Genomic DNA, 13,984 nt, shown 5'->3' with positions numbered 1-13,984 from the left:
GGTCGGCGCCATGACCGACTCCGTCGAGCCCACCGGTGAGCGCCGCACCCGCAAGCGCGTGAACCACTACGGGACGGGCCGGGTCGCCCTGCTGGACGCCGCCGTCCGCGTGGTGGCCCGTGGCGGTCTGCGCAAGCTCACCTACCGGGCCGTCGCGGAGGAGGCCGGAGTCACCCACGGCCTCGTCGTGCACCACTTCGGTTCGCGTGACGCGCTGATCGAGGAGGCCGTCACCCATGCCATCCGCACCTCGCTGAACAGCAGCGCCCTGGAGATCGGCACGGGCGATCCCGCCGACTTCGCCGGCGGCCTCGCGGACATGGTCGCCTCCGGCCCGGAGCTGCAGGCCTTCCAGTACGAACTGCTCCTGGAGGCGCGGCGCCGGCCGGAACTCCTGCCGCACCTGCGCACCCTGTACGAGGAGTACTTCGAGGCCACCCGGCGCGAGCTGTCCCGCATGCTGCCCGGCACGGTGGACCGGGGCACCTCCCGGCTCGTCTTCGCCGCGCTGGAGGGCCTGGTCCTGCACCAGCTGGTCTTCGGCGAGCGCGAGGTCACCGAAGAGGCCCTGGCGGAGCTGCGCGTACTGCTCCAGGGGCTGGCCGAGTCCCCGGCCGCCGAGAGCTGACCCCACCCCCTCGCGGCCGCCCGCCGGGGAGCGCGTGTGCCCGCCCGACGTCACGGCGGCGCAAGGAATCCCCCCGCGGCGGGATTGCCTGCCCCCAACCCCTTGTCAAACGGATAGTTCCGCCCCACGATGAGGCAACTCGTTTGGCCTGAAACGACCTCCCCCTTCTCTGGCAGGTGATCCGAGTGGACAGTCAGACGGCTTCCGCGGAGCGGACCGTACGGGACGCCCCCACTGCAGCCACGCTCAAACCCAACGCCCTGGGTGTCCTGGGCATCCTCTTCTTCGTGCTGTCCGGCCAGGCCCCGTTGACGGGTATCGCCGGAGCGGCCCCCCTCTCGGTCGCCCTCGGCAACGGGTCGGGCACCCCGGCCGCGTACGTGCTGGCCGGAGCCGTGATCCTGCTCTTCTCCGTCGGCTTCGTCGCCATGGGGCGGCACGTCGTGGACGCCGGAGCCTTCTACACGTACATCGGCACCGGCCTGGGCCGGACCGCCGGCGCGGGCAGCGCGAGTGTCGCCCTGTTCGCCTACTGCGTCATCCAGGCCGCCATGTACGGCCTCTACGGCTCCATCGTCAGCGCCCTCGTCGCCGACCACACCTCCGTCGACCTCCCGTGGTGGGTGTACACCCTGGTCACCATGGCCGTCGTACAGGCGCTGGGCGCCGCGGGCATCGAGATGGGCGCCCGGGTCCTGGCCGTGTTCGTGCTCGCCGAGTTCAGCATCCTGCTGGTCTTCGGCCTGGTCACCCTGTTCAAGGGCGGCGGGCCCGAGGGCCTCGGCGTCGCCGACAGCTTCTCGCCGTCGGCGGCCCTCCAGGGCGCACCGGGTGTCGCCATCATGTTCGCGGTGGCGTCGATGTTCGGCTTCGAGGCGACCGCCATCTACGGCGAGGAGGCCAAGGAGCCGAAGAAGACGGTGCCGCGGGCCACCTACCTGTCGGTGGTCGTGGTGACCGGCTTCTTCGCCCTCACCTCCTGGATGCTGATCTCGGCCTACGGCGCGTCCCGGGCGCCTGCCGCCGCGGGCAAGGCCCTGGCGAGCGGCGACTCCGCCGGCTTCGTCTTCGCGCCCATCGCCGCCCAGTTCGGCGGCTGGGTCGGCGACGTCCTGCCGATCCTCCTGGCGACCAGCCTGTTCGCCGGCATCCTGACCTTCCACAACTCCGCCAACCGCTACCTGTTCTCCCTCGGCCGCGACCGGCAGCTGCCCGCCCGGCTGTGCCGGCTCAACGACCGGCACTCCCCGTGGGTCGCGGGCTGCGTCCAGACCGTCATCGCCGTACTCCTGGTCGTGCCCTTCGCCGTGGCCGGCAAGGACCCGGTGCTCACCCTCTTCTCCTGGTTCAGCGGCCTCGCCGTCCTCGCGATGATGCTGCTCTACCTGCTGACCTCGGTGTCGGTCGTGGTGTTCTTCCGCCGCCGGCGCGTGGACTCCCGGCTCTGGAACACCCTCGTCGCCCCCGTGCTGGGCGCGATCGGCCTCGCGGGCGCCATCTGGCTCATCCTGGCCAACTTCACGACCCTGATCGGCGGCGAGGCGAGCACGGCACTGTGGCTCGTGCTCTCCGTACCCGTCGTACTGGTCCTCGGCGTCGCCAACGAACGCCTGCGCCGCCGCCGCACCGGCCGGCCCGCCATCCGCTGAGGTCACGGCCGTCCGCCCCGGCGCTTGACGGCGGACGGCCGCCCGACCTTCCCCACCGCCCCTAGACCCATGGTCCGGAGGACCCCATGACCGCTGCCACCCACGACGAGTGGATCCGCCGGGCCAAGACGCTCGAACCGCTCCGCACCCACCTGATCGACGGCGCCGAGGAACCCGGCGGAGGCAGCACGTTCCCCGCGGTGGCGCCCCGCGACGGACAGGTGCTGACGGACGTCGCCGACGGCGGCGCCGCCGAGATCGACGCCGCGGTGGCGGCCGCCCGCCGCGCCTTCGACCACGGCCCCTGGCCCCGGCTGGCCCCCGCCGACCGCGGCCGGGTCCTGCTGCGCCTCGCCGAACTCCTCGACGAGCACCGCACCGAGCTGGCGCTCACCGTCAGCCTGGAGATGGGCAAGCCCATCACCGACGCCCACGACATCGAGCTCCGGGCCGTCGTCAACACCTTCCGCTGGTACGGCCAGCTCGCCGACAAGCTCACCGACGAGTCCCCGCACACCGCGCCCGACGCGCTCGCCCTCGTCACCCGGGAACCGGCCGGCGTCGTCGGCGCCGTCGTGCCCTGGAACTTCCCCCTGACGCTCGCCGGCTGGAAGGTCGCCCCCGCCCTGGCGGCGGGCTGCACCGTCGTCCTCAAGCCCTCGGAGAACTCGCCGCTGTCGGCGCTGCTGCTCGGACGCCTCGCCCTGGAGGCCGGACTGCCCCCGGGCGTCCTCAACGTCGTCAACGGCGACGGACCGGTCGCCGGCCGGGCCCTCGGACTGCACCCCGACGTGGACGTCCTCGCCTTCACCGGCTCCACCGCCGTGGGCCGTCACTTCCTGCGCTACTCCGCCGACTCCAACCTCAAGCGGGTCTGGCTGGAACTGGGCGGCAAGTCACCCAACATCGTGCTGCCCGACGCCCCCGACCTGGACAGGGCCGCCGCGACCGCGGCCTGGGGCATCTTCTTCAACCAGGGTGAGATGTGCACGGCGCCCTCCCGGCTGCTGGTCCACTCCTCCGTCGCCGAACAGGTCACCGAGGCGGTCGTGGCACGTGCCCGCGCCCTGCGCGTCGGGGACCCCCTCGACCCCGCGACCGAGATGGGCGCCCTGGTCGGCGAGCAGCACCTCGACCGCGTGCTCGGCCACGTCCGCGCCGCCACCGACGACGGAGCACGCCTGCGCACCGGCGGCGCGCGCACCCTCACCGGAACCGGCGGTGTCTACCTCGAACCGACCGTCTTCGACCGGGTGGCGCCGGACAGCCGGCTGGCCCGCGAGGAGGTCTTCGGACCCGTCCTGTCCGTCCTCGTCTTCGACGACCTCGACGAGGCGGTCGCCCTCGCCAACGCCACCGAGTACGGCCTCGCCGCCGGCCTGTGGACCTCCGACCTGTCCACCGCGCACCAGGTCTCCCGCGCCCTGCGAGCCGGCACGGTGTGGGTCAACTGCTACGAGGAGGGCGACCTCACCGTGCCCTTCGGCGGCATGAAGCAGTCCGGCAACGGACGCGACAAGTCCGCCCACGCCCTGGAGAAGTACACCGAACTGAAGACCACCTGGATCCAGCTGTGACCCACCGCCCGCTGATCGCCGTACCCGCCCGCTTCTCCGCCACCACCTCGGCCCTGCGCCACGCGGCGGAGGCCAACGCACGCGCCCTGATCGAGGCCGTGTGGCGGGCGGGCGGCGAACCGGCCACCCTGCACCCCCACGCCCCGGGCGGTACGGCCGACCCCGACGAGGTCGCCGCCCGCCTCGCCCGCTTCGACGGCCTTCTGCTCCCGGGCGGCGGCGACCTCGCCCCGCACCGGTACGGCGCCGCCGACACCCACGCGGCCGTCTACGACGTGGACGACGAGCAGGACGCCTTCGATCTGGAGCTGGCCCGGCAGGCCCTCGCGTCCGGGCTTCCGCTGCTGGCCGTCTGCCGGGGCCTGCAGGTGGTCAACACGGTCCTCGGCGGGACGCTGCACCAGGACATGGGCGGTCCCGATCGCGAGCACCGCCACGTACGGCATCCCGTGGCGTTCGCCCCCGGCTCGGCCCTGGCCCGTGTCACCGGCGCCGACAAGGCGGAGGCGTCCTGCTACCACCACCAGCACGTCGACCGGCTGGGGGAGGGGCTCACCGTGACGGCCCGCGCGGCGGACGGGACCGTCGAGGCCGTGGAGCTCACCGGCGGCACGGGCCGGCTCCTGGCGGTGCAGTGGCATCCGGAGGACACCGCGCACGAGGACCCGGCCCAGCAGCGCCTCTTCGACGCACTGGTGCGGGCGGCGCGGGGGCGGGCCTGACGAGGAACCGGCCCCGCGTCCGGGAAGTGCTCCCGGCGCGGGGCCCGGCTCACTTCCTGGGGCGGCGTCCGCTACGGCGCGGCGTGGGTTCCTCGCCGTTCAGCAGCGCCCTGCGCCGCTCCTCGCCGTGTTCCTCGACCTGGAGCACCACCCGGCGCAGCGTGTCGGCGAGGCCGCGGCACTCGGCGTCGCTCAGCCGGGCCGTGACGAAGGCTTCCTCGTCGTTGAACGCCGGGAACACCCGGCGCATGAACTCCTCGCCCTCCTCGGTGAGGGCCAGCAGGACGAGCCGCCCGTCGGTGGGATGGCCGGCGCGCCGCAGCAGCCCGCGCGACTCCAGGGTGCGCGCGACCCCGGTCAGCGTGCCCTTGGAGATCCCGGCCTCCTCGGCCACGTGCCGGGTCTCGGACTCGCCCCAGACCCATACGACCCACAGCACCACGAACGCGGTCCAGGTCAGGTCGGAACCGCGCAGCACGGAGTTCTCCAGGTGCTGGCGCACCGCGGACGCGGCCCGGTAGATGTTGGCCACCGCGGCCATCTGTTCCCGGCGCAGGGGAATGCCGCCGAGCTTCGCCTCCGCGAGCTTCTCCGCCTCGCCGATCGACCGCTCGCTGGGCACGGCCCCTCCCTCGCCTCGTCGCGGGATCGCGGGCACCCGGGGCACGCGATCGTTCGGAGTCAAAGTGTACGGGCGGCTCGATCGGTGGTGCCGGGCGCGTACCGCCGCTCAACTCGCCGTGGCCGACGCGGAGGTGCCGGTACCGGGCGGTGGCGCCCCGGTCACTACGTGGTCCCTATCGGCAGTTCGAGGTGGAGCTCGTAGCCGCCGTCGGAGGTGGGGCCGGACGTGATGGTCCCTCCGAGGAGTTCGGCCCGCTGGCGCAGCCCCACCAGACCGTGGTGGGCACCGGGCAGCGGGAGCGGCGCCTGGGTGGGGGCGGTGTTGGTGACGGTGACGCCGATGGTGCCGTTCAGGTGGTGGATGGCGACTATGGCTCTGGCGCCGGGGGCGTGCTTGCGGACGTTCGTCAGCGCTTCCTGCACGGTCCGGTAGACGGCGCGCTGGGTCGCGGGCGGCAGGTCCGCCGGCAGATCCGTCTTCAGTTCCGCCTCGATGCCGCTGCCGTCCACCAGACGCTGGAGGTCGGCGAGGGACGGCTGAGGAGTGAGCTCCGTGGGACGGCTGCCGGACGCGCGGAGCACGCTGACCATGTGCCGCAGCTCGTCGAGAGTCTGCACACTGAGCCGCCGGATGGTCGACGCGGCCGACTTCGTCTCCGGGTCCCTGCTGCCCACCTGGAGTGCTCCGGCCTGTACGGCGATCAGGCTGACCTGGTGGGAGACCACGTCGTGCATCTCGCGCGCCAGCTGCGCCCGCTCCTTCGCCAGCACGCTCTGGGCGGTCAGCAGCCGCTCGTTCTCCCGGGCCTCGGTGATCTCGCTCAGCCGGAGCGACAGTTCACGCCGGGCCTGGACGAGCTGGCCCAGGAAGACCGGCGCGGCCGCCGAGGCGACGGAGTAGAGGATGTGGACGACGTTGCGGGTGCCACCGAGCTCGGTGGCCCGCAGGTTCGACCACGGCCAGGGGAGGAAGTCGATGACCGCGTACGTCAGGGCGCAGAGTCCCAGCAGCACCCGGTGGCGGTTGAGCGAGGACAGCGTGTACAGCGCCACCAGCGTGGCGAACACCGCGTCCGTGACCAGGGCCGTGGGCAGCGTGAGCAGGAACGTCGTCAGCGGCAGGTGCCGGCGCAGCACCAGGGCGAAGGACGCGAGCAGCGCGCAGCCCAGGGGCGCGCCCCGGTCGAAGCCGACGTTGGCCCACGTGTCGATCAGCGCGACCAGGACGAGGAAGGCGTCCAGCAGCGGAGGCGGTACTCCCCGGCGCTTCACCGGGTGTCCTCCTCCCGCGAGGGTCCGAGCAGGCCCGCCCGCTCGGCGATCAAGGCCGCCTGCACACGACTGCCGACCTCCAGCTTGCTCAGCACGGCGCTGACATGGCCCTTGACCGTGCCGGCGCTCAGATGCATCCGTTCGCCGATGTCCGCGTTGGCGAGGCCCTCCGCCATCAGGACGAGGACGGCGCGCTCACGCTCGGTCAGCCGGGCCGTGAGACGGGCGGAGGGTTCACGGCCGCCCTGGTTGAGATAGCCGTCCACCACCGTGCGGGTGACCTTGGACGACAGCACCGTACCGCCCTCTGCCAGAGCCCGCACCAGATAGGGGAGCTGCTCCGGATCGGTGTCCTTCAGCAGGAAGCCGGCGGCGCCCGAGCGCAGCGCCGTCGCCACGTATTCGTCGGCGTCGAACGTGGTGAGCATCGCCACCACCGGGCAGTCCGGCATGCGGCGCAGCTCGGACAGGACCGTGAGTCCGTCCACGTCCGGCATGCGGATGTCCAGCAGGACGACGTCGGGGCGTGCCTCGCGCACCGTACGGACGGCCTGGCCGCCGGGGACCGCCCCCACGACCTCTATGTCGTCCGCGGTGTTGAGGATGTGTGTGAAGCCCGTACGGACCAGGGCCTCGTCGTCCACCACCAGTACCCGGATCACCGTGCGCTCCGCTCCTTGCGTGCCCGCTGTTCGATGCGTACCACGAGGAAGCCGGCACCGCGCGGCGCGGAGCCGGATCCCGTCCGATCGGCGGCCCGGACCCCGCCGATCGGCGGGGGCGGCTTCGGCCGGTCGGCGGGGCGCCTTCGGAAACACGCCGGGTGAGCGGTCCCGGATGCCGGGCGAACCATGAGGACATGGGGCAGAACGCAGGGCCTGCGGTCGCGGCGGAGGTGCCGCGCGTACTCGACGCCGACTCGCCCTCCACTGCTCACGCTCCGGCCGCGCCCTCGACGGGCCGGCTCGTCGGCATCGACGTGGCCCGCGGTCTCGCGGTCTTCGGCATGTACTCCGTCCACGTCGGCCCCGACCCCGCGGTGGGCGGTCCGGTGGGGTTCCTGGTGGAGTGCGCGCGGGGCCGCTCGTCCGCCCTCTTCGCGCTCCTCGCGGGCTTCTCGCTGGTGATCATCACCGGCCGGCCCCGCCCCCGGACCGGGCAGGCCGGCCGGCAGGCCGTCGCCCGTGTCGCGATCCGCGCGGCCGTTCTCGTGGCCATGGGCTACGTCCTGACCGCGCTGGACACCGAGGTGGACGTGATCCTGAGCTTCTACGGGCTGCTCTTCCTCGCCGTCCTCCCGCTGTACCGGCTGCGGGCCGGGACGCTCGCGCTCATCGCCGCCGCCGGCGCGCTGGTCCTGCCGCAGATCCTGTACGTGATCCGGCAGTCGATCGAGGGGGGTGACTGGGCGGACACCGTCATCGCGTGGGACCCGCTGGCCCGGCTCACCGACACGGACGGTCTCGTCGAGCTGCTGTTCACGGGGCCGTACCCCGTTCTCACCTGGATCCCCTTCCTCGTCGCGGGAATGGCGGTCGCCAGACTCGACCTCACCCGGCCCGGCGTCCGGCCCCGCCTGGCCCTGGCCGGCGCGGCGCTCGCCGTGCTCGGCCACGGCGGCTCCTGGCTGGCGCTGCACACGGTGCCGGGCGCCCTTCCCGCCGTCGCCGCCGCGACGGACGGCGGTTCACCCGCGTCGGCGTGGTGGTCGGACACGGTCGGCAGCCCCGACGACCGCACCCCGCTCGCCTGGCTGCTCGTGGCCGCCCCGCACAGCCAGACCACCTTCGCCGTCATCGGCGACACGGGCGTCGCCCTGCTGGTGCTGGCCGGGTGCCTGACCGTCGCGGAGCGCCTGCCCCGCGCCAACCGCCTGACCAGGCCGATCGCGGCGGTCGGCATGACGGCGCTGACCGCGTACGTCCTGCACATCGTCGCCCTCTGGCTCCTCCTCGACGTCTGGTACGTGCCCGCGGTCGACGGCGACGGCATGAGCGAGCTGCCGGTGCTCCTCGCGTTCGTCGCGGCCGCCGCTCTCCTGGCCACCCTGTGGACCCACCGCTTCCGGCGCGGCCCCCTCGAACACGCGATGTACAAGGCCACCCGGCTCGCGCGCCACGTCCGCTGAGCGGCGCCGGCGGGCTCCGCCGTGCCATGCGCCGGTCCTGTCAGCCGGCCAGGAGGCTCGCCCATTCCGTCAGACGCCCGAAGTCATCCGAGGTCAGTCCGGTCCGCGGATCGACATGGTGGAGGAGCGCCGGACCCCTGTGGCGGGCCCGGACCCAGGCCCGGTCCACGTCCGTGATCTCGTCGTCGACCCAGGCGAAGGGGCGCCCCCTGGCCCAGGCGACGACGTCCGGTGTCTTCCAGAACACTCCGCCCTCCGGCTGGGCACGGGGATCGGTCCAGGCGATGTACGGCAGCGAAGGAAGCCCCAGGAGGGGCGAGAGGAAGGTGTTGGCCTCCTCCTCCCACGTCGTGGCCCACACCAGATCGAAGGGCAGGGCGGTGAGCGCCGGGCCGTGAGCCGGGTTCAGCCATACCCGCAGGGGCTTCGCCGCTCTGTCGGGAAGGCCCCAGGCGGCCAGGCGCCGTCGCTCGGCCGCCGCCCAACGCGGAGTCATCAACCGGTGCGTGCCGTAACCCTCGGGCCGTCTGGACGGCTTCGCCGCGTAGGGATTCAGCGGCCCGTCCACGTCCACCAACAACACCGGCCGCACCGGCCCACCCCCCGGAGTCCTCCTCCGAAGCTACCGGCCGGCAGGCGATGGCACCGGCGTATTTCCCAGCAGTCGCGTCACTGGCCGTGCGTCAGTGGCCGGCCGGTGAACGCGTCCAGGAGGGCGCGGCCGCCGACCGGGGACTTCAGCGTCACCCTCACCCGCTCGATGAGCAGGTCGCTGGGGCAGATGCCGTCACGGGTCCCCGCCACGGACGCGGACAGCACGACGCTGTGCGCCGTCTCGAGGGTCTTCACGACGGGACCGTCGTCGCAGGAGCCGTGCGTGGCGCGGACGGTGACGGACCTGCCGTCCGGGGCCACGTCGACCACCGCGCCGAGTGGCGTCAGCTCGTCGGTCGGCTCCGGTCCGAGCGGCCTGACGGGGGCCCGGGGGAGCGGGGACGGGCTGACGGCGGCGAGCCTGAGCGGGGTGTCGTAGCCCTTCACGGTGAACAGCCACGCCGGGACGGTCGCGCGGCCCCGGCTGGTGACCACGGTCGTCTCGCCCGGCTTCGCCGCGGTCACGGTCAGGCGGGGACCGGGACCGCCGTCGCGATCCAGGGTCGTGTACACCTCCTGGGCCGAAAGGATCGGCATGCCGAGGGTGTCACCGTTCCTCCACCGCACCTCGCCGTCCGGCCTGGGTGCGGAGGGCAGTGGTCCCCGCAGAGCGAAGTTGCCGGTTTCGTAGGCGCGCCGGTCGGCCGCACCACGGAGACCGCCGTCGGGCAACCGGATCGCGTCCGCCATCGGGTAGTAGCCCGTGCGCCACTTCGCGGCCGCCGGGGAGCCGTCCCAGGCGTCGGCCACCTGGCGGGCCCGAGCCTCGGGCCGGGTCGCCGACGGGTCGGGGTGGTCCTTCGGCGAACCGTCGTGGCGGTCGCCGCCGCATCCGGTGACCGCGGCGGCGGTGACGGCCGACAGGGCGAGCGCGGTGAGCAGACGCACGGCGCGGGCGGCCGTGGTCGTGGTCGTGTGCATGAGTCCCCCAGGGTCATACGGTGCGTCGTCGAGGCGAATCCGGAAGTGGTCGCCGGACCTGTGACGCACGAGCACCCCGCCGCGTTCGCCGGTCCCCGCATCGGGGACCGGCGGGCTCAGGGGCCGGTCAAGCGGTGCGTCCCGGGAGGGTGTTGATGTCGATGACGGCGCGCTGGAGATCGCCCTGCGGCCGGCCGCCCAGATCGTCGATCGTCACGATGTTCATGTTGCGGGCCAGTCCGGGTGCCCGCCAGTCCGTCCGCAGCTTGGTGACCACCTGCGGGTTGAGCCCGTTCGCGAGGTACATCAGGTAGTTGTCCCGGACGGAGGCCGGGAAGAACGGTGACAGCAACCGGATCAGGAACAGCTGGGGTATCTGCACGTCCGGCTGGACGATGCTCGACAGCACGAAGAACCGGCCGGCGTCGGCGCCGGGATCACGGGCCAGCGCCGCCTGGTTCAGGGACAGCGTCTGGTCGTAGATCTGCTGGGGCGGGCTCCCGTTGAAGAACGACTTCAGGATGTCCCACCAGGACGGGTCGCCCGTCGGGTAGCTGCCGCGGTCGGAGACGCTGTCCCCGTGCCAGGCCCAGGGCTGGTCGACCGCACCCGACGAGTCGACGAGTACGACGTTCTTCCCGGCCTTCACGTAGTCGCCGTAGGTGGAGGTCGGGGACAGGTCGGTCCGGGTGGCGACCCGGGAGCCGAACAGGTCCCGCAACCGGGTCAGGGGCTCCTTCACGTCGGTGCCCGCCGGTGCGGCCACCGACACGCTGAAGACGACGACCTCCGAGGGGTGTGCGTCGACCCAGCGCTTCACCGAGGCCGCCTCACCCGAGGCATCGTCGAAGAACACTCCTCCCATCGGGGCGCCGTGGAAGGTCCGCCACTGCCCGCCCTCGAAGCACAGCCGCAGATCGACGTAGCGGGCGCCCTGGTCGAGCTGGTCGGTGAGGCTGCCGCTCTGGGAGCGCGAGATGCTGGCCGCCAGCCGCGGATCGACTTTGGCGACGTTGTAGGACCAACCGCTGGTGCACAGCGCCGGGTCGGCCGGGATGCTCCAGCTGCCCGAGTCGTGGCTGCCGGGCATGGCGATCCGGTTGAGCGGTTGCCCGTCGAGATAGCCGTGCATGTCGCCCATCCACCGCGACAGATCCACCGTCGCGGCCGACGCCCGTCCGGCCGGTGCCGTCGGCGCCGCGTGCGCCGGTGCGCCGATCACCATCACCGCGACAGCGAGCAGCGAGGCGACCAGACCGGCGGCCGAACGTCGTAAACGGGTGCGGTCCGGGGTGTCGTTCGTTCTGCGTCTCATCGTCGTACGCCCTCCTTGGGGGAAGAGGCCGAGGTCGGGCACAGAGGGTAGAGCGCGGTGGACGCCATGCCCAGAGATGTCACCGACCAATCGGCTCGGTCCGCTCGCGGTCCGGGCACGGAAGCCACCGATCCCCGCCCCCGCGGGGCCCGTACGGCCGCCCGTACGGTCCTCCCGGCATGCGGGGCCGCCGGCCCGCGGGGACACTGGCCCCGGGCGGAAGGAGTGATCATGCTTCCCGGGTTCTTCACCAGGGTGTTCGCCGTGCTGGTCGGCCGGGAGGGGCGGTCACTGCACCTGAAGGCGGCGGGCGGCGCGGCGATCGTCCTCGTGCTGGTGATGGTCGCCGGGTCCTGGGCCGTGGTGGCCGCCGAAGAGGGCGCCCGGCACGCGAACCTGACGTCGTACCCGAAAGCCCTGTGGTGGTCGATCGAGACGGCGACCACCGTCGGCTACGGGGACTTCTTCCCGGTCACACCGTGGGGGAGGGTGGTCGGTGCGGTCGTCATGGTCGTCGGGATCACGACGTACGGCATGGTCACGGCCGCGCTGGCGACCTGGTTCGTCGGCCGGGAGGACCGCAGGCGTGGCCGGGCCCACCAGCTGCGTGAGGAGACCGTCCAGGCCCTGCACACGCGCTTCGACCGGCTCGAACGCCTGCTGACCGGAGAGCGCGGCGGCGACCGCTGAACCCCGTCCGCTCCTGCCGGAGGCCGGGGCGGTGGCCGGGCTTGCGGACCGGCCACCTCGTTGCGCAGGCTGTGCCCCCGGGCGGGCACGGTCGCGGCTGCCCGCCCGCCGATGTGGGGCGGACGCCGGCAGAAGGAGTACGAGCATGATCCTCCCGAAGATCAGGGACCCCCGTCTCGTGACGATCCGGCGGGGCGGGACGCTCACGGACGCGGATCACCGTCTCCTCGCTCTGTGGGCCGCGTCCTGTGCGGAACACGTCCTCGGCCTCTTCGAGTCCGCCCGGCCCGACGACCCCCGGCCGCGCCAGGCGATCGAGCACGCCCGCGCCTGGACGCGCGGCGAGGTCGGGATGATGCAGGCGCGCGCGGCGGGCGGCCATGCCATGGGCGCGGCCCGTCCCCTGCGCGGCGCGGCGCGGCACGCCGCGTACGCCGCCGGCCAGGCCGGAGCCGTCGCCCACGTCGCCGCGCACGAGCTGGGTGCGGCCGCCTACGCGATCAAGGCCGTACGCGCCGCCGCGCCGGAAGGGGAGAGCGAGGCCGCCGGGCGACTGGAGTGCCGGTGGCAGCGCGACCGGCTGCCGGACGCCATCCGCGACCTGGTACTCGACGACCAGCGTCTGCGCAACGACATCTGCTGGTCGGTGTTCGACTGCTGAACACCCGCCGGTCGCCGGCACCGTCCGTACGCAGTGGCCGTGCCGCGTGGTCGCGACCGGCCGACCGCCATGGCCGCACGCCCCGTCGGCCCCGATGTCAGTGGCGTGTGCCAGGCTGCGTGCATGCTCGAGATCGTGGTGAGGACGGAGAACTGGCAGCGGCACGAGCGTGTGTCCGTCGACGAACTGGCCGGGCTGGTGCGGCGCATCGGGGGCGAGGAGGACCGGTTCCTGGTGCTCCAGCGGATACCCGACCTGCCCGACGTCTTCGCCCAGGTCTGGCACAAGACCGGCGGCGACTACACCCTGGAGCACCGCGACGGCGCCGCCGACCGGCACTTTAGGACGACGGCCGGCACACCGGAGGCCGTGACGGCCGCGCTGACCGGCTGGGCCCTACGGGAGGACGGCTGGGACGCCGGCTTCGCCTGGTCGCCGCTGGACATGGGACCCGTCCGCGAGGTGCCGCCGCTCGACCTGGACGAGGGCGACCGCCGGGACCTGGAGAGCCGCCTTCGTGAGGTACTGGCCGGCGGCTACGCCTCCCGCGCCGAACTGGCCGAGCTGGCCGAGGAATACCTGGTCACCGGCGACCGCCGGCCCGTGTCGCGCGAGCAGGCGACCGCTCTGGCAGACCGGCTGTGGCTGGAGCGCGTCGCGGAGCAGGCCACCTGGGAGGGCGAGACGGACCCCGAGCGGCTCACCCGCGCGTTCACCGCCCTCCAGGAGGCCGGTGTCACCGCCCGCGAGAACTTCACCTGCTGCCGCAACTGCGGTGACGCCGAGATCGGTGCCGAGGGCGGTCCGGACACCCGCGGCTTCGTCTACTTCCACTCCCAGTGCACCGACTCCGCCGCGTCCGGCCACGGCCTGATGCTCCTGTACGGCGGTTTCGACGGCTCGTCCGAGACCACCGCGGCGATCGGGCACGAGGTGGTGGCCGCCCTCGAAGCGGTCGGACTCGACGCCGAGTGGGACCGCGACCCCGCCCGCGCCATCTCCGTCACCTCACTGAACTGGCGCCGCCGGCTGGTCGGCTAGGGCCTGTCGTTTGGATCATGCCCGCGTCGCGGGGCGTGGCACGCACATCCGCGGCGTTGTCGTCGGTTGTCGACGCTCCGCGTCGCCGCCCTCCTCCGCCTT

Annotated in this window: 14 protein-coding genes; 8 read left to right on the top strand and 6 right to left on the bottom strand. The window is 73.1% G+C overall.

Annotation, left to right across the window (positions count from 1 at the left end):
- The first annotated feature begins 10 nt into the window (after nucleotides 1-10).
- The 4 genes from ACF08B_RS23995 (at nucleotide 11) to ACF08B_RS23980 (ending at nucleotide 4,576) form a co-directional block, all read left to right on the top strand.
- Nucleotides 11-628 (top strand): TetR/AcrR family transcriptional regulator, encoded by a 618-nt coding sequence (locus ACF08B_RS23995; RefSeq protein ID WP_392319279.1) that lies wholly within the window; start codon nucleotides 11-13, stop codon nucleotides 626-628.
- A 185-nt stretch (nucleotides 629-813) separates the two neighbouring features.
- Entirely contained in the window at nucleotides 814-2,277 is a 1,464-nt protein-coding gene (locus ACF08B_RS23990; protein ID WP_392319278.1) for an APC family permease, read from the top strand.
- An 86-nt stretch (nucleotides 2,278-2,363) separates the two neighbouring features.
- Nucleotides 2,364-3,854 (top strand): aldehyde dehydrogenase, encoded by a 1,491-nt coding sequence (locus tag ACF08B_RS23985; protein WP_392319277.1) that lies wholly within the window; start codon nucleotides 2,364-2,366, stop codon nucleotides 3,852-3,854.
- Nucleotides 3,851-4,576: a gamma-glutamyl-gamma-aminobutyrate hydrolase family protein gene (locus tag ACF08B_RS23980; RefSeq protein WP_392319276.1), complete on the top strand. Its 726-nt coding sequence runs from the start codon at nucleotides 3,851-3,853 to the stop codon at nucleotides 4,574-4,576. Before ACF08B_RS23985 ends, ACF08B_RS23980 begins: the two co-directional genes overlap by 4 nt.
- A gap of 49 nt (nucleotides 4,577-4,625) precedes the next feature.
- Here ACF08B_RS23980 and ACF08B_RS23975 read toward each other — a convergent pair whose 3' ends face one another.
- The 3 genes from ACF08B_RS23975 to ACF08B_RS23965 all read right to left on the bottom strand — a co-directional run bounded on the left by ACF08B_RS23975 (nucleotide 4,626) and on the right by ACF08B_RS23965 (nucleotide 7,134).
- Nucleotides 4,626-5,198, bottom strand: a complete 573-nt coding sequence (locus ACF08B_RS23975; RefSeq protein WP_392319275.1) for a MarR family winged helix-turn-helix transcriptional regulator — start codon at nucleotides 5,196-5,198, stop codon at nucleotides 4,626-4,628.
- 164 nt (nucleotides 5,199-5,362) lie between these two features.
- On the bottom strand, nucleotides 5,363-6,472 hold the full coding sequence (locus ACF08B_RS23970) for a sensor histidine kinase (protein WP_392319274.1): 1,110 nt from the start codon (nucleotides 6,470-6,472) through the stop codon (nucleotides 5,363-5,365).
- The gene (locus ACF08B_RS23965; protein WP_392319273.1) at nucleotides 6,469-7,134 is read right to left on the bottom strand and encodes a response regulator; all 666 of its coding nucleotides are present in this window, start codon (nucleotides 7,132-7,134) and stop codon (nucleotides 6,469-6,471) included. Before ACF08B_RS23965 ends, ACF08B_RS23970 begins: the two co-directional genes overlap by 4 nt.
- Before the next feature lie 197 nt (nucleotides 7,135-7,331).
- On the opposite strand from ACF08B_RS23965, the gene ACF08B_RS23960 reads away from it, so the two are divergent.
- On the top strand, nucleotides 7,332-8,600 hold the full coding sequence (locus ACF08B_RS23960) for a DUF418 domain-containing protein (RefSeq protein ID WP_392319272.1): 1,269 nt from the start codon (nucleotides 7,332-7,334) through the stop codon (nucleotides 8,598-8,600).
- 40 nt (nucleotides 8,601-8,640) lie between these two features.
- Here the strand turns inward: ACF08B_RS23960 and ACF08B_RS23955 are convergent, their stop codons facing one another.
- The 3 genes from ACF08B_RS23955 to ACF08B_RS23945 form a co-directional block, all read right to left on the bottom strand.
- On the bottom strand, nucleotides 8,641-9,183 hold the full coding sequence (locus ACF08B_RS23955) for a hypothetical protein (protein ID WP_392319271.1): 543 nt from the start codon (nucleotides 9,181-9,183) through the stop codon (nucleotides 8,641-8,643).
- 86 nt (nucleotides 9,184-9,269) lie between these two features.
- Entirely contained in the window at nucleotides 9,270-10,175 is a 906-nt protein-coding gene (locus ACF08B_RS23950) for a hypothetical protein (RefSeq protein ID WP_392319270.1), read from the bottom strand.
- Between the two features lie 127 nt (nucleotides 10,176-10,302).
- On the bottom strand, nucleotides 10,303-11,490 hold the full coding sequence (locus ACF08B_RS23945) for a hypothetical protein (RefSeq protein WP_392319269.1): 1,188 nt from the start codon (nucleotides 11,488-11,490) through the stop codon (nucleotides 10,303-10,305).
- Nucleotides 11,491-11,721: 231 nt separating this feature from the next.
- On the opposite strand from ACF08B_RS23945, the gene ACF08B_RS23940 reads away from it, so the two are divergent.
- From ACF08B_RS23940 to ACF08B_RS23930, 3 genes are all read left to right on the top strand, one after another.
- A complete protein-coding gene (locus tag ACF08B_RS23940; RefSeq protein WP_392319268.1) occupies nucleotides 11,722-12,180 on the top strand; it encodes a potassium channel family protein in 459 nt (152 codons plus the stop codon).
- Between the two features lie 145 nt (nucleotides 12,181-12,325).
- Nucleotides 12,326-12,841 carry a putative immunity protein gene (locus ACF08B_RS23935; RefSeq protein WP_392319267.1) on the top strand — a complete coding sequence of 172 codons (516 nt, stop codon included), beginning with the start codon at nucleotides 12,326-12,328 and terminating at the stop codon, nucleotides 12,839-12,841.
- Between the two features lie 123 nt (nucleotides 12,842-12,964).
- The gene (locus ACF08B_RS23930; RefSeq protein ID WP_392319266.1) at nucleotides 12,965-13,882 is read left to right on the top strand and encodes a DUF6891 domain-containing protein; all 918 of its coding nucleotides are present in this window, start codon (nucleotides 12,965-12,967) and stop codon (nucleotides 13,880-13,882) included.
- Nucleotides 13,883-13,984: the final 102 nt, after the last annotated feature.

It is taken from the genome of Streptomyces sp. NPDC015139 (assembly GCF_043079785.1).
Taxonomy (GTDB): Bacteria; Actinomycetota; Actinomycetes; order Streptomycetales; family Streptomycetaceae; genus Streptomyces; species Streptomyces albidocamelliae.
This window is presented reverse-complemented; position numbering and strand designations above follow the sequence as displayed.